The sequence below is a fragment of the Myxococcus sp. MxC21-1 genome, from assembly GCF_032612255.1.
GTDB classification, from domain to species: Bacteria; Myxococcota; Myxococcia; order Myxococcales; family Myxococcaceae; genus Myxococcus; species Myxococcus virescens.
Genome location: NZ_CP123278.1, coordinates 1,123,863 through 1,139,109 on the forward strand (window position 1 = coordinate 1,123,863; position 15,247 = coordinate 1,139,109).

Sequence of the window (15,247 nt, forward strand, 5' to 3'; positions counted from 1 at the left end):
CCTGGAAGGTTCGCGACTGGGAGCCCTCATCGCCCGGCGGCGGCGGGGTCCAGCATCCACTCCGAATTCGTCACCCGGGCGGCGGGGAGGCTCAGGTCCCCCGCCAGCGCCCGGCGCACCGTGTCCTGCTTGCCCGCCCCCGATACGAGGGTCAGCACGTGCCGCGCGGACCGCAATACCGGCAGCGTCAACGTCATCCGCCAGGGCGGCGGCTTGGGCCCCACCACCGCCAGGACGCGCTGCTCGGATTCCTCCAGCGCGGGGTGGCCGGGGAAGAGGCTGGCCGTGTGCCCGTCCTCTCCCATGCCCAGCAGCACCACGTCCAGGGCAGCAGGCAGCTTCGCCGCGTAGTCCTTCGCGGCGGCGTCCCGGTCCTCGCGCTCACCCTCCATGCGGAACACCTGCGACGGCGACAGCCGAAGTGGACGCAGCAGCGTGTCCTCCACCATCCGGTAGTTGCTGTCCGCGTGGTCGGGCGGAACGAAGCGCTCGTCCACGAAGTAGACGTCCACGCGCTCCCAGGAAGCACCTGCGCCGCCAGCGCCCGGTACGCGGGGCCCGGCGTGCTGCCGCCCGACAGGGCCAGGCTGACGCGGCGCTGGGTGGCGAGCGTGTCCTGGAGCGCGCGCGCCATCCACACCGCGGCTTCCCGGGGCAGGGACTCGGTGGGCACGACGTGCGTGAGCGCGGCGCTCATAGTCCGGTCCACCGGCGGCCATCCCGGGCCAGCAGCGCGGCCGCGGCATCCGGACCCGCGCTGCCACCGGGGTAGGCGTGCGCCGGTCCGCCCTCGCCGGACTCCAGGGCTTGGAGGATGGGCGTCACGAAGGTCCACGCCTGCTCCACGCTGTCCTGTCGCGCGTAGAGGGTGGCGTTGCCGCGCATGCAGTCCAGCAGCAGGCGCTCGTAGGCCTCGGGGACCGGCCGCTGGAAGGTCTCCTGGTAGTTGAAGTCCATGGTGACGCCCGCGATGTTGACATCCTCGCCGGGCACCTTGGATTCGAAGGAGAGCGCGATGCCTTCCTGGGGCTGGATGCGCAGCGTGAGCACGTTGGGCTGCAGCCGCTGGCAGGTGGCGCCTTCCCCGGAGAAGAGGCTGATGGGCACCGATTTGAAGTGGATGGACACCTCTGTCACGCGCCGCTTCAGCTTCTTGCCCGCGCGCAGATAGAAGGGCACGCCCGCCCAGCGCCAGTTGTCGATGTTCATCTTCATGGCGACGTAGGTCGGCGTGCGCGAGCCGGCCTTCACGCCCTTCTCCTGAAGGTAGCCCTCGTACTGGCCGGCCACCACCGCGCGGGACACCTCGCGGCCCTCCATCGGGCGCAGCGCGCGGATGACCTTGTTCTTCTCGTCGCGGATGTCCTCGGCGCCGAAGGACACGGGCGGCTCCATTGCGCACAGCGCGAGCACCTGGAGCAGGTGGTTCTGCACCATGTCCCGGATGACGCCCGTCTCGTCGTAGAAGCCGCCGCGCCCCTCCACCCCCAGCGTCTCCGCCGCGGTGATTTCCACGTGGTCGATGTGCTGCCGGTTCCACAGCGGCTCGAAGATGGCGTTGGCGAAGCGGAAGACGAGGATGTTCTGGACGGTCTCCTTGCCCAGGTAGTGGTCGATGCGGAATATCTGCCGCTCGTCCAACACCGCCGCCAGCTCGCGGTTGAGCGCGCGGGCGCTCTCCAAATCGTGGCCGAAGGGCTTCTCGATGATGAGCCGCTGCCACGGGCGCGGGTCGGCCTGTTCCTGGCGCTTCAGCAACCCCGACTCCGTCAGGCCCTGGAAGATTTGGGGAAAGGTGGAGGCAGGGGTGGCCAGGTAATAGAACTGGTTGCCCTGGGTGCCGAACTTCTGGGCGACCCGGTCGAGCTCCTCGCGCAGGCGCACGAAGGACTTCGGGTCGTCATAGCCGCCGGAGATGAGCTCCAGGCGCGGGGCGAAGTCCTTCCAGACGGCCTCGTCCAGGGGCTGGGTGCGGGCGAACTTCAGCAGGGACGCCTTCACATGCTCGCGGAAGGCCTCGCTGTCTCCTTCGGAGCGGCTGAAGGCGACGACGGCGAAGTTCTCCGGCAGCAGGTGGTCTCGCGCCAACTCGAAGAGGGCCGGGAACAGCTTGCGCTGGGCCAGGTCTCCGGTGGCGCCGAACAACACCAGCGCGCATGGGTCGGGCCGCCGGGCGCGAACCAGCGGGTCTCCTTCTCGGGGATGGGTCTCGATATGCAGGCCCTGATGCGCGTCCATTCGCTGCCTCCCTCCGGGTTGGGTCCGGCGGGCACCTTACGCCTTCCGCGCAACCACCGGGCAAGGGAGAGTGCGGGCAGTGACGCCGGTCCGACACGTTGCGGAGCGCGCCTGCCCCGCGCCCTTCAAGGCAGGCAGAGCAACTGGTACCGCTGGGTGTCGTGCTGCTTCACTTCGCGCAGGTCGACACGGCACGCCTGTTCAATGTCTCCGAAAGGCGACACCCGACCCCACAGGCGGCGCAGGTGGCTCTGCTTCGCCTTGAAGTCGTCGGGGGACACGTAGGCGCGGATGTTCCGGTAGTGACCTTCCAGCACCTCGCAGACGCGGCGAGGGTCGGCTCGCGCATACTCACCCCGTCCGTGGACCTCGATGTAGAGGATGGGCTTGTCCGGACGTTCGAGCGTGGCCCTCATGCCGTCCAGCACGTCCAGCTCGAAGCCCTCCACGTCGACCTTCACGAAGTCCACGCGTGACAGGCCCTGCTTCTGGACGAAGCCGTCCACGGTGACGACCGGGACGGTGATGCCCTCCGCGCCCTCTTCGGGAACGTGTCCGTTGAGACCCGTGGCGAAGGTGATGACGCCTTCCTGCGAGCCCACCGCCGCCTGGATGGCCTGGCAGTTGCGCAGGTGGTTGTTCTGGAAGTTGGCGTTCAGCTCCGCGTAGTTCTCCGGCTCGGGCTCGAAGCTGAAGAGCTGTCCCAGCGGGCCGATGCGGCTGCGCAGGTACATGGACAGGTAGCCGATGTTGGCTCCCACGTCGAAGGCCACCATGCCCGGCCGCAGATGGGGGGCGATGAGCGGGAGGTCCGACAGGAAGTCGTCGCCCTGCAGGTACAGCAGCATGTGCGTCGTACTGCGGTGGGCCTTCAATGTCAGGTCATAGCCAAACAGCCTGCGCTGGACCTCGAGCGGCTGCTGACTGTTCAGCTCCAGCAGCAACCGCGCCGTGCGCAGCTGGCTGAAGGGGACGAACGTGTGGGCGAGTCGGGCGGCTCGGAGCGCGGGGTCGATGGGACGCATGGGGGCGCTCCCGTGTTTATGGCAGCGGCAGGTCCACGGGCAAGGAACGGCGGACTGCCCTTGAGGGCCGGTCTCCATGGCGCCGTCCAGGCCGGTCGGCTGGATGGGAGGGGCGCGGCCGTGGGAATGCGGGGCCGTCAGGAGGGGAGCGTGGGATGGGCCCGAAGGTGGTATGCCTGGGGCCTCGCCATGAAGTACGCCGTCACGCTCTGGTTCTGGGTCGTCTTCCTGCTCACCGCCCCGGTGCTGTTCACCCTGGGCGCGCTGCTGCTCGTCGTCACATACCCGTTCGACCGGGACCGGCGGCTCTTGCATTCACTGGTCTGTCGTTGGTGCTACGGCCTGTGGCTGCACGCATCCCCAGGCTGGCGCACGCGTATCGAAGGCCGTGAGCGCATTCCGCCCGGGCCCTGTGTGATGGTGGTCAACCACCAGTCCGCGGCGGACATCCTCGCCGTCATGGGCCTGTTCCATCCCTACAAGTTCGTGGCGAAGGCGTCGCTGTTCTCGCTGCCGCTGGTGGGGTGGATGATGACGCTGCTGGCCTACGTGCCCATCGTCCGGGGCTCGTCCACCGCCATGAACCAGCTCCTGGACCCGTGCCGGCGCTGGCTTCGTCGTGGCATGCCGGTGCTCATCTTCCCGGAGGGGACGTACTCCAAGGGCGGGCAGTTGCTGCCCTTCAAGCGGGGCGCCTTCCAGCTCGCGCTGGAGGAGCATGTGCCGGTGGTGCCCGTGGTGGTGGAGGGCACGCCCGGGCTGCTGGACGGAGACGGCCCCTGGATGAGTCCCACCGCCTCCATCCGCGTGCGCGTGCTTCCCGCGCTGCCGCCGGAGTCCTTCGGCCCGGACTCACAGGCGTTGGCCACGCAGGTTCGCACGCTGTTCGAGCAGACGTTGGCGAAGACGGGCTGAGTGTCCCCGCGCCCGCGCCTGTCCACGGTCAAGCCCACCCTGGTGCAAAACAATGGGGGGCGGAAACACTGACACAATCCAATACGGGATGGGTGAGCCCTCGCGAACGTATCAGGCGTGCTGAGGGGCATATTGCGCGGGGGAGGGCAGCGCGAGTGCGCTATCCTCAACATCCATGCGCTCTATTTTGATGTTACTTGGGTTGTTAGGGCTGTCTTCGCCCGCCTGGGCCGCGGTGCCCTCCGGCTTCGTGGAGACGCCCTTCACCTCCAATACCCTCACGCAGGCCACGGGGATGGCATGGGCGCCGGACGGTTCAGGCCGCCTGTTCATCACCCTCAAGACGGGCGAAATCCGGGTGGTGTCGCTGAAGAATGGCCAGCCTGAAACGCAGCCAGGGAACAGCACGCTGGTGACGCAGGTGTTCGCGACGGAGGCGCGTTTCGTCTACACCAACAGTGAGTGCGGTCTCATCGGTATCGCGTTCGACCCGAACTACGTGGTCAACCGCTACGTCTATTTCTTCGTCACCGTCTCCGCGTCGGAGCAGCAGATTGTCCGCTACACGGATGCGGACGGGACGGGCACGGCGCGCACCGTCGTCGTCAGTCGGCTGCCCACGCGGGGCGCGAACCATGACGGCGGCGCCATTGGCTTCGGCCCGGACGGAAAGCTTTACTGGGCCATTGGCGACCTGGGCAACGGCACGGGCGTGAATGCGGACCTGACGTCGATGGCGGCCAAGGTGAGCCGCGCGAACCCGGATGGCACGCCCGCCAGCGACAACCCCTTCAACGATGGCGTGGGGCCCAACAACGAGTACATCTGGGCGCGTGGCCTCCGCAATCCCTTCACCTTCACCTTCCAGCCCACCACGGGCCAGTTGTGGGTGAACAGCGTGGGCACCCGCTACGAGCAGGCCTTCATCGTCACCCGCCGAAGCCATGCCGGCTACAGCGACTACGAGAACGACCAACCCAGCACCAACGACTTCATCACTCCCGTCGTCAAGTACAGAACCAACGGTTCCGACACCCGCAGCCTCGCCGCGGGCGGCGCCGTACGCAGCAGCGGGGTGGCCACCTTCACCACCGCCGGGAACCATGGCTTCCGCAAGGGTGAGCGGCTCACGCTCAGCGGTGTGGAGGATGCGAGCTTCAATGGCCTGTTGCTGGTGGCCAGCGTTCCTTCCCCCACGACCTTCACCGTGGCGCAGCCTTCGCTGCCGGATGCGGCGAGCAGCGGGGGAACGGCCACGACGCAGGAGCTCGGTGGCTCCATCACCGGTGGCACCTTCTACGACGCGACCCTGTTCGACGAGGCGTACCAGGACAACTTCTTCTTCGGGGACTTCAACACCGGCCAGTTGACGCGAGTCACCCTGGAAGAGGACAACTCGGTGGCCACGGTGGATGAGTGGGCCACCGGCTTCACCTCGCAGGTGGACATGTCGGTGGGCCCGGACGGCGCGCTCTACACCATCGGCGCGTCGGGCGGCGTCCTGCGGCGCATCACGCCCGAGACGCCGGGACAGAAACTGGTGGTGTCCGGGCTGCAGCCGCGCGTCGAGGAGGGCGGACGCGCGGCCTTCACCGTGCGCCTGGCCGAAGCGCCGGCCTCCGATGTCTCCGTGCAGGTCTCCCGCGCGCTGGGCGGCTCCGAGGACCTGAGCATCGTCAGCGGCGCGGCGCTCACCTTCACGGCGTCCAACTGGAACGTGCCCCAGGTGGTGACGCTCACCGCGGCGGTGGACGAGGACACGGCGCCGGATGTCGCCACCTTCATGGTGGTGGCGGCCGGGCTGCAGGAGGTGGCGGTGGTAGCCACCACCATCGACAACAACTCGCCGCGCCTGGTGCTGACCGAGTCGCAGGTGACGGTCGTGGAGGGCGGGACGGCGACCTTCGGCGTGTCGCTCTCACAGCGGCCCCCGCGCATCGTCACGGTGACCGTGGCACGCACCCGCGGGGACGAGGACCTCACCGTCCAGTCCGGGGCGACGCTGACCTTCACCACCTCCGACTGGAACACGCCCAAGGACGTCACCCTGGCCGCCGCGCCGGACGCGGACACCGAGGACGCCACGGCCATCATCACCGTGGCCGCCCCGGGCGTGGACGCGCGTGAGGTGGAGGCCTTCGAGCAGGACACGACCCCCATTCCACCCGTCATCCTCTCCGAGCCGGTGACCCGAGCGGTGGTGGGCACTCCGTACCGGTATGCGGTGAAGGCGACGGCACGTCCCGCGCCCACGTATGCGCTGGTGAGCACGGTGTCGGGCATGGGCATCGATGCCGCCACTGGCGTCATCACCTGGGAGCCCACCGAGACGGGCACGGTGGAGGTCTCCGTGCGCGTGAGCAACGGCGCCGCGCCGGACGCCGTGCAGGACTTCACCATCACGGTGAGCCCGGACGCGCCGCCCACCGCCATCCTCACGCGTCCCGAGGACGGTGAACATGTGTCCGGCACCACGGCGGAGTTCTACGGCGACTGCCAGGACGACGTGGGCTGCACGCGCGCGGAGTTCTACGTGGACGACGTGCTGCGCTACACCGACGAGCGGACCGAAAGCCCCTACTACTACGGCGGCGAGCCCAGCCGCTGGGACACCACGCGCCTAACGCCGGGCTGGCACCGCGTCCGCTTCGTCGTGGTGGACTCGACGGGGCAGCAGGGCTCCGCTGAGGCGACGGTGTGCGTGGGGGATGTCCCCTGTGTGTCGCAGCCGTCAGATGGGGGGACGGACGCCGGAACCGAGCCTCCTCCTCCCAACGAGCCGGGCGGCTGCAACTGCAACGCAATGCCGCTGGCGCCGTTGGCCTGGGGCTCGCTTGCGTGGCTCGTGCTCCAGCGGCGGCGGTCGCGTCGCAGCTGAGCGCGCCTGGCCGCTCTTGCGCGCGCGGCCCTGCTCGGCCACCTCGTGCAGGGCACCCTTGAGCAGAAGCGCTGGAGTCACCACGGACTCCAGCGCTTCGACACTGTCGGGCATGCCGAACTTCACCGCCTGACGCCGCTCGTCCTCGAGGGTGACGTTCCCGAAGTGGCGGCAAAGCACCATGCTCGGATGCCGCACGCGCGGGGCCCGCGGCGTGTCAGCAGGGTCTCCAGCCTCAGGACTGGGTGCCTTCCTGTCCGGTGCCCTCCGACCGCCACTGGGTATGGCCGCGCGTGCCCTGCACGGCGTCGGCCAGCTCACGCACGGGCGTCAGCAAGCCGTACAACTCGACAGAGGTGCATGGGACTTCGTTTATCACCTCCGCCGACAGGACGCCGTTCTCGATGGAGAAGTTCTCGAAGGCGAGGGCCAGGTTCAGCAGGGGGCGCCGCATGCCCGCGCTGAGGAGGATGGCGCGGGCCTGAGGGGTGACGTTCTTCAGGTCCAGCACGGCGTCGAGGCCGGCATCGCCAATTTGCTCGTCCTGTACGCCGAACAGCTTGAGGAACTTGTCGCCCAGCCCCTCGGGCCGGATGACCACCTCGCGCGGAAAGTCGTCGCCGAGCTCGTGCCGGATGATGGTGGCGATGCGGTACGCCTTCTCCTGGTGGCGGTACTCGGTCTCCAGGGTGAGCGGACGCCCGGCGTAGCTGCCCTCCATCTTCAAGGTCCCCGCGGAGTACATGAACCTGCCGGGCGTCGGCATGAAGGACCAGCCACGGGTGGTCGCGAAGTCCTGCCAGACCTGGATTTGCTGCTTCCAGCGGCGCCAGCGGAAGTAGCCAACGATGCTCGAGACGCCGACGCCCGCCCCGAGGATGCCGGCGAAGATGCCAATTTGTAGCCCGGTCATTCCCGCGAGCATCTCCGCTCGGAGCGTATTGGCCAACCCCCTCCGTGCGTGAGGGCCTCCAGAGGGGACGTGGCGGGGCGTCTTCTCCAGAACGGCCAGGAATTACAGGAACTTGCGCGCATGTCAGAGTGAGGGAGTAAGGGAGCAGGCGCCCGCCGCTTGGAGCGAGCAGCCCCTCTGTTGGAGGCTGCCCGCTGGCCAGAGCGCCACGGGAAAGAGGGAGGGTGGACGCCTGATGCGCCTGCTGCACACGTCGGACTGGCACCTGGGACACACGCTGTACGACGTCTCGCGGGATGCGGAGCACGCGGCCTTCCTGGACTGGCTGCTGGAGACCCTGGAAGCGCAGTCCGTGGACGCGCTGCTGGTGGCCGGGGACATCTTCGACACGGCGAACCCCAGCGCGGAGGCGCAGGCGGCCTGGTACCAGTTCGTCGCGAAGGCGCGGCGGCGGATGCCCCGGCTGGACGTGGTGGTGATTGGCGGCAACCACGACTCCGCGGCGCGGCTGGACGCGCCGGACCCGCTGTTCGCGGCGCTGGGCGTGCACGTGGTGGGCGGACTGCCGCGGGCCCGAGGCGCCATGGACCAGGAGCGGCTGCTGGTGCCGCTGCACGACGCGAAGGGACGGGTGGGGGCGTGGGTGGCGGCGGTGCCGTACCTGCGTCCTCGGACCTGCCGCCCGTGCCCGGGGACATGGGCGACCGGCTGGTGGAGGGTGCGCGCGGTGTACGCGGAGGTGCTGGCCGCGGCGCGGCGCAGGCGTCAGGCGGGACAAGCGCTGGTGGCCATGGGGCACTGCTACATGACGGGCACGGAGCTGTCTGCGTTGAGCGAGCGGAAGATTCTCGGCGGCAACCAGCACGCGCTGCCCGTGGACCTGTTCCCGGACGACGTGGCCTACGCGGCGCTGGGGCATCTGCACAAGGCCCAGCGGGTGGGTGGACGCGAGGGGTGCGTTACAGCGGCTCGCCGTTGCCCCTGTCGCTGTCGGAAGCGGGCTACCGGCATCAGGTGCTGCTGGTGGAGCTGGAAGGCGACGCGCTGCGCGAGGTGCAATCCCTGCCCGTGCCCCGGACCACGGACATGGTGCGCGTGCCTTCGCGGGACGCGGCGCCCCTGGACGCGGTGCTGACGCAACTGGAGGGCTTGCCGGCGCACGACGCGGACACGCTGGAGTGGCGGCGGCCCTACCTGGAGGTGTGCGTGTCGTTGCCCCGGCCGGAGCCCGCGCTGCGTCAGAAGGTGGAGAAGGTGCTGGAGGGGAAGGCGGCGCGGCTGGTGAAGCTGACGCCCGCCTATACCGGGACGGGCGGCGCGCTGGCGGAGGTGCAGCCGGGCCTCTCCCTGAAGGAACGCACGCCCGAGGATGTCTTCCGCGCGCGTTACGCCCGTGACTTCGAGGAGCCACCCGCACTGGCGCTGCTGGAGGCCTTCCATACGTTGCTGACCGACGTGCAGGAGGAGTCGCCGTGAAGGTGCTCGCGATTCGCGGTTCCAACCTGACGAGCTTCGCGGGGGACTTCGCGCTGGAGCTGGACCAGCCGCCGTTGGACCGGCTGGGCCTGTTTGCGATTACCGGCGCCACGGGGGCGGGCAAGAGCACGTTGCTGGATGCCCTGTGTCTGGCGCTGTTCGACCGCACGCCCCGGCTGGGGGACGCGGCGGCGCGCCGGTGGGCCGCGCGGACGAGGACGAGGACGCGCGGCTGTCCGCCTACGACGTGCGCGGCATGCTGCGCCGGGGCGCGGGCGAGGGCTACGCGGAGGTGGACTTCCTGGGCAAGGACGGGCGGCGCTACCGGGCGCGCTGGTCCGTGTGGCGCGCGCGCAACCGCGCCGAGGGGCGCTTCCGGCCCCAGGAAATGCAGTTGATGGACGTGGTCACCGGGCAGCTCACGGGCCGGACCAAGGGCGAGGTGCTGGCCGCCATCCAGGAGCGGCTGGGGTTGTCGTTCGACCAGTTCCGTCGCTCGGCGCTGCTGGCGCAGGGCGAGTTCGCGGCCTTCCTCAAGGCGGATGCCAGCGAGCGCGCGGAGCTGCTGGAGCGGATGACGGGCACGGAGGTGTACAGCCGCTTGTCCATGGCCGCGCATGAGAAGAACAAGGCGGAGCAGGAGTCGCTGGCGAAGCGGGCGCAGGGATTGGCGGCGATTGCCCTGATGCCAGAGGCGGAGCGCGCGGCGGCGGCGGCGGCGCTCGGTGAGGAGTCCCGGGCGCGTCAGGCGGTGGAGGCGCTGCTCAAGGACGCGCAAGCCGCGGCGGCGTGGCATGTCGCGCGGGCGGGGCTGCGGGAGGCGGAGCTCGCGGCGGAGGCGAAGGCGCAGGCGGCCAGGACGGCCCTGGAGGAGGCGGCGCCGCGCGCGGCACGGCTGGAGGCGGTCCGCGAGGCGGAGGCCTTCCGGGGGCCGGTGGCGGCGGCGGAGGCCGCGGAGCGCCGGTGGGCGGAGGCGGAGGCGGCGCAGGTGGCGCGGGCGTCGGAGGTGGAGGCGGCGCTGTCGAAGGTCTCGGCGCGGCGGGTGGGGCAACTGGAGGCGGAGACCGCGCGCGCCGCGGCGCAGGAGCAGGAGGTGGCGACGCGTCCCGCGCTGGAGGAGGCGGCGCGACTGGATGCGCGGCTGGAGGGTGTCTCCCGGGAGGCGCGTGAGGCGCGGGCGCGGGCGGAGACGTCCCAGGCGGCGCTGGCGGAGGCGAAGGCGGAGCTGGATGCCGTGCTCGTGCGCGAGGCCGAGGCACGGGACAAGGGGAGGCCGCGAGGCACTGGCTGACGGAGAAGGCGCACTGGGTCGCGCTCACGAGCGAGTGGCCGCGCTGGCATCGCGAGCTGGAACGCTACGAGGGGGCGCAGGGCGAGCGGCGCAAGGCGGGTGAGGAGTCCGGACGGCTGCTCGGTGAGGTGGAGGGACTGCGCGAGACGGTGGGCCTTCGGCGGGGGAGCGGGATGCCGCGGTCCGCGCGGAGGAGATGGCCCTGGCCGCGGCGACGCATGCCGAGGCGGCCGTGGGGACGGAGACGGGCGCGCAGCGGCGGGCGCAGCGTGAACGCCTGTTGGCGCGGCAGGAGGCCGTGCGGGTCTTGAAGACGGCTCACGAGGGGCTCGTCGCGGATGAGGCCGAGGCTCGCGAGGCGGGCACGGAGGTGAAGGCGGCGAAGGCGGAGGTCGAGGCCGCGACGGTGGAAGCGCGCGCGGCGGAGACCCGGCGGACGCAGGGGAAGCCGCGCTCAAGGAGGCGCAGCGCTCGCTGTCGCTGGCGCAGGCGACGCAGGGCTATGCGTCCCACCGTGCCTTGCTGAAGGACGGTGAGGCGTGCCCGTTGTGTGGCGCGGAAGAGCACCCCTACGCGCGCGAGGTGTCCGCGCTCGAGGGGCTGGTCGCGGAAGCCGCTTCGCGTGTGGAGACGTTGGAGACGGAGCGGACCGCGGCCACCCAGGCGGAGGTGGCGGCGAGCGCTCGGCGCGCGGCGGCGAATGCGCGCGCCGGACAGGCGGAGGCGCGCAGGCAGTCCGCGGAGGCCCGCGCGGAGGCGCACGGTGAGGCCGGCGGAAGGGGCGTGCCTCGTGGCTGGAGTCCATTCGGGAAGAGGGCGCGGAAGTGTCCTCCCGTACCACCTCCGTGCCGGAGTCTGATGGCAGCGCTCGAATGTCCAGTGTGGACGGGGGCGCCGAGGCTGCGCGGTCGTCGGCGCGAGCCGGAGGCGCTGACGCGTCGCCACCGGCCGCAGGGGCTCGCCCGAGGCGGGAGCGTGGCTCGACGCGGCGCGTGCCGAGGTCGCGGAGCGGCTGGCGGCGCTGAAGGCCGACGAGCAGGCCGACGAGTCACTGGCCCGCACCGCGCGAGAGGCCCGCGCGGCGCTGGAGACGCAGCGCACCCGGCGCGAGGTGGCGGCGGAGTCGCTGCGCCGGGCGGAGGAGGCGCTGTCGCGCGCGGAGTCGGTGCTCAAGGACGTCCATGCCCGGCTCGAGACCGCGGAGCAGACGTTGCGGCAGGTGCTCGCGGAGGTGTCACCCGTCTTCACCGCGGACGTGGGCTGGGACCGGAAGCTGGAGGAGGACCCGGCCACCTTCCGCCGCAAGTGTGGAGAGCGGGTGGTGATGTGGAAGGGGAAGGAGGAGGCCCGCCTGAAGGCGGAGGAGCGCGAGGCCGAGGAGCAGCGTCATCGCGCCCGGGCGCAGGGATTGGTGGAGGTGAGCACCCGCCACGCCGAGGAACATCAGGCCTTCGCCGTGCGCAAGGAGCAGGAGCGCGGCGAGCTGACCCGCGCACGCGCGGCCCTGCTGCACGGCCGTCCCACGGCGGAGGTCCGCGCCGAGCTCCAGGCACGGCTGGAGGCCACGGAGTCGGCCTTCGAGCAGGCACGTGAGCGCGCCGAGGCGGCGCGTCAGGCGGCGCAGGTCGCCACCGCGCGTGCCGAGGATGCCGTGCGCGCCAGGACGGAGGCGCTGGCCCTGCGTGAGTCGGAAGGCGCCGCGCTGACAACGCTGCTCGCCGAGCGTGGGACCACGCTGGAGGCGGTGCGGACGCTGCTGGCCTTCGATGCGGCCTGGCGCGAAGCAGAGGCTCGCGCATTGTCGGCCCTGCGCGAGGCGCTCGCCCAGGCGACCGCCGTGCTGGCGGAGCGAAGCGAGCGTCGCGCGCGGCACGAGGACTCAGGACCTCCGGCGCTCTCCGAGCAGGACGCGGGCGCCGAATGCGAGCGGCTGCGCGCGGAGGTCGAGGCCCGCCGTCATGCCGAGGCCGCGCTGCACGCGCGCCTGGAGGCGGACGACACGGCGCGGGCGCGGCACGGCACCGAGGCCGCGGCCCTGGAGGAGGGCCGCCGCGCGGCGGAGGTGTGGAAGGTGTTGGGCGACCTCATCGGCTCGCACGATGGCAAGCGCTTCAAGGTCTTCGCCCAGAGCCTCACGCTGGACGCCTTGCTGCTGCACGCCAACGCGCACCTGCGGGAGCTCGCGCGGCGCTACCGGCTGATGCGCGTGCCCGGACACGACCTGGACCTCCAAATCGTGGACGGGGACATGGGCGACGAGGTCCGCAGCGTGGCCAGCCTGTCCGGCGGTGAGAGCTTCCTGGTGTCCCTGGCGCTCGCGTTGGGGTTGGCGTCCCTTTCGTCGGAGACGACGCAAGTGGAGACGCTCTTCATCGACGAGGGCTTTGGCACGCTGGACCCGGAGACGCTGGAGGTGGCCCTGGCCACGCTGGACGCGCTCCAGGCCACGGGCCGGCAGGTGGGCATCATCTCGCACGTCAGCGGCATGGCGGAGCGCATCGGCGTGCAGGTGCGCGTGGTGAAGCAGGGCGGCGGGCGCAGCCGGCTGGTGGTGGAGGGCGACCCGGGCATGGTGCCTCCTTCCATGGGACAGCAGGAGGTGGCGTAGCGACCCCTGGCGGGCTCAGGTCTCCATCAGTCCGCGCACCACCGCGGCCACGGCCAGGGGCGTGGCCACGCGGTCATCGCTCAGCGGCGCCAGGGCCCGGGCGAACTGCTCCGCGGAGCCGAAGCGCTGCGAAGGGACGGGCGCCAGCGCGCGATCCAACACCAGCGCCAGCGCGTCGGGGACGCCGGGCACACGCATGCGCACGGGCGTCACCCGGCCGCCGCGGATGGAGGACTCCACCTGCTCCTCCGGGCCGGAAGGGAAGGGCGACTCCAGCGCCAGCAGCTCGTAGAGCAGCACCGCCGTCGCCCACAGGTCCACCGCCACGGACACGTCGCCCGCGAGCAGCTCCGGGGAGCGGTAGTGCTGCTTGCCCAGCCGCCGGGTGTCCTGCACCGCGCCCGCGCGGGAGCGCGCCACGCCGAAGTCCGCCAGCTTCACCTCACCGGTGCGGGACAGCAGCACGTTGTGCGGGGACACGTCGCAGTGCACCACGCCCAGGGGGCGGCCCGTGGTGCTGACGGCATGGTGCGCGTGCGACAGGGCCTCCAGCACCTGCCGGACGATGAGCACGGAGATGTCGATGGGCAGCTCGATGCGGCGGCGGCGGCACCGCGCCAGCACGCGGCCCAGGTCGGGGCCCTCCACCAGCTCCAGCGCCAGGTAGCCACCGTCCGGCAGCTCGCCGTACTCCACGAAGCCGACGATGTACGGGTGGCGCAGGCAGCGGGCGAGCTCGGCTTCGTGCAGGAGCTGCTCGTGGGCCTCCGCGTCTCGCAGTCGCTCGGGACGCACGCGCTTGAGGGCCACCTGCGCTCCGGCATGTGGGCCCTGCTGCATCCGCGCGAGAAACACCTCCGCCATGCCGCCGCGTCCCAGCCGGGACATCAACTGGAAGCGGCCATGGTCGCGAGGCCAGATTTCCCGCACGTTCTCCATCACGTTCAGCCCACGCCACCCGCGAGGCTCGCCAGGTAGTCGTCCAGCGTCTGGGAGAAGGTGGCGTCGTCGTTGAGGAACGCCAGTCCCACGCCGCCCGTGTACGGGTCGTCCACCACGTGGACCACCACCGCGTCGCCCTGCAAGCGTTCGCCGTTGGGCAGCTTCACGTCCACGGTGACGACGCTGTCGGGCAGGGGCCGGTGCGCGGTGCGCACGAAGAGGCCGCCGTTGGAGATGTTGAGGGCGTGCTCACGCACGAAGTCCAACTCGGTCCGGAACTCCATTTCCAGCTTCACGGCGAAGCGGCGACCGCGACGCTGAGGCCCCTCCGGCGGGCGGACGAGCACCTGGTGCGGCTGGTTGCTGGGGAGGGAGCGGGCGCCTCCACGGGCTTCGGGCTCGGTTGAGGCACGGAGGCCGCGGCGCCACCCACGGTGGGCCCCGCGGGACGCACGCTGCTGACGGGCAGCGTGGTCAGGTGCTGCTGAAGCACCCGCGCCGCGGCGGAGCATTCGTCTCCCCGGAAGGGGGTGCCGCCCCCGAAGACCGCCGCGCGAAAGGCATCTCGCTCCGCCTTGGGCAGACGCCACAGCTCCACGAACGTGCCGCCGCTGCGCTTCGCGTCCTCCGCGAGCCGCTCCACGGCGGAGCGTGGATAGCCTGGAGCCTCCACCTTCAATTCAATGCCTGCTTCCTCGGGGCGCAGGGCCACCACGAGCTGGAGTGACTGCGCGGAGGTGAGCACCTCGCCAATCCCTTCCACCCAGGCCGCCACGCGCTCCGGGGGAGCCGAGCCATTCCACAATGCCGCAAGACCGAAGACGGGCACGGGTGCGACGATAGCCGAGCCCTCTCAACCCGCGAACCCCGTTTACCAACAGCCTGGGCACAATCCAGCCACGTCACTGGACTGGGATCATCCAGACCCCGACTCCGAGTTGCCCCAGGGGAACAGGTACTC

At 70.9% G+C, this 15,247-nt stretch carries 11 protein-coding genes and 3 pseudogenes; 8 read left to right on the forward strand and 6 right to left on the reverse strand.

Annotated elements, in window-relative coordinates:
- Positions 1 to 26: 26 nt before the first annotated feature.
- The 3 genes and pseudogenes from pgl to QEG98_RS05400 form a co-directional block, all read right to left on the reverse strand.
- Positions 27 to 697, reverse strand: a pseudogene (pgl, locus tag QEG98_RS05390) (6-phosphogluconolactonase).
- On the reverse strand, positions 694 to 2,238 hold the full coding sequence (zwf, locus tag QEG98_RS05395) for a glucose-6-phosphate dehydrogenase (RefSeq protein WP_090485309.1): 1,545 nt from the start codon (positions 2,236 to 2,238) through the stop codon (positions 694 to 696). The pseudogene pgl and the gene zwf overlap by 4 nt, the downstream one beginning before the upstream one ends.
- Before the next feature lie 125 nt (positions 2,239 to 2,363).
- Complete coding sequence (locus QEG98_RS05400; RefSeq protein ID WP_316565984.1) at positions 2,364 to 3,263, reverse strand: FkbM family methyltransferase; 900 nt, start codon at positions 3,261 to 3,263, stop codon at positions 2,364 to 2,366.
- A gap of 189 nt (positions 3,264 to 3,452) precedes the next feature.
- Here QEG98_RS05400 and QEG98_RS05405 point away from each other — a divergent pair, with 189 nt between their 5' ends.
- Entirely contained in the window at positions 3,453 to 4,178 is a 726-nt protein-coding gene (locus QEG98_RS05405; protein WP_090485303.1) for a lysophospholipid acyltransferase family protein, read from the forward strand.
- A 175-nt stretch (positions 4,179 to 4,353) separates the two neighbouring features.
- On the forward strand, positions 4,354 to 7,056 hold the full coding sequence (locus QEG98_RS05410) for a PQQ-dependent sugar dehydrogenase (RefSeq protein ID WP_316565985.1): 2,703 nt from the start codon (positions 4,354 to 4,356) through the stop codon (positions 7,054 to 7,056).
- 235 nt (positions 7,057 to 7,291) lie between these two features.
- On the opposite strand, the gene QEG98_RS05415 is transcribed toward QEG98_RS05410, so the two are convergent.
- Positions 7,292 to 7,969, reverse strand: coding sequence for a hypothetical protein (locus tag QEG98_RS05415; protein ID WP_316565986.1), 678 nt, complete (start codon positions 7,967 to 7,969; stop codon positions 7,292 to 7,294).
- A 235-nt stretch (positions 7,970 to 8,204) separates the two neighbouring features.
- Between QEG98_RS05415 and QEG98_RS05420 the strand changes: the two genes are divergently transcribed.
- The 6 genes and pseudogenes from QEG98_RS05420 to QEG98_RS05445 all read left to right on the forward strand — a co-directional run bounded on the left by QEG98_RS05420 (position 8,205) and on the right by QEG98_RS05445 (position 13,344).
- Positions 8,205 to 9,104, forward strand: coding sequence for an exonuclease subunit SbcD (locus QEG98_RS05420; protein ID WP_316565987.1), 900 nt, complete (start codon positions 8,205 to 8,207; stop codon positions 9,102 to 9,104).
- Positions 9,056 to 9,445, forward strand: a complete 390-nt coding sequence (locus QEG98_RS05425) for an exonuclease SbcCD subunit D C-terminal domain-containing protein (protein ID WP_316565988.1) — start codon at positions 9,056 to 9,058, stop codon at positions 9,443 to 9,445. Before QEG98_RS05420 ends, QEG98_RS05425 begins: the two co-directional genes overlap by 49 nt.
- A 2-nt stretch (positions 9,446 to 9,447) precedes the next feature.
- Positions 9,448 to 9,582: pseudogene (locus QEG98_RS05430) on the forward strand (hypothetical protein); the annotation flags it as partial.
- Positions 9,583 to 9,644: 62 nt separating this feature from the next.
- Positions 9,645 to 10,736, forward strand: a complete 1,092-nt coding sequence (locus tag QEG98_RS05435; protein WP_316568081.1) for a hypothetical protein — start codon at positions 9,645 to 9,647, stop codon at positions 10,734 to 10,736.
- 196 nt (positions 10,737 to 10,932) lie between these two features.
- Complete coding sequence (locus tag QEG98_RS05440) at positions 10,933 to 11,262, forward strand: hypothetical protein (RefSeq protein ID WP_316565989.1); 330 nt, start codon at positions 10,933 to 10,935, stop codon at positions 11,260 to 11,262.
- A gap of 585 nt (positions 11,263 to 11,847) precedes the next feature.
- Positions 11,848 to 13,344 carry an SbcC/MukB-like Walker B domain-containing protein gene (locus tag QEG98_RS05445; RefSeq protein ID WP_316565990.1) on the forward strand — a complete coding sequence of 499 codons (1,497 nt, stop codon included), beginning with the start codon at positions 11,848 to 11,850 and terminating at the stop codon, positions 13,342 to 13,344.
- Between the two features lie 15 nt (positions 13,345 to 13,359).
- Here QEG98_RS05445 and QEG98_RS05450 read toward each other — a convergent pair whose 3' ends face one another.
- Together QEG98_RS05450 and QEG98_RS05455 are read right to left on the reverse strand one after the other, a co-directional pair.
- The gene (locus tag QEG98_RS05450; protein WP_090485289.1) at positions 13,360 to 14,283 is read right to left on the reverse strand and encodes a serine/threonine-protein kinase; all 924 of its coding nucleotides are present in this window, start codon (positions 14,281 to 14,283) and stop codon (positions 13,360 to 13,362) included.
- Positions 14,284 to 14,288: 5 nt separating this feature from the next.
- A pseudogene (locus tag QEG98_RS05455) lies at positions 14,289 to 15,115 on the reverse strand (TIGR02266 family protein).
- Positions 15,116 to 15,247 lie beyond the last annotated feature (132 nt).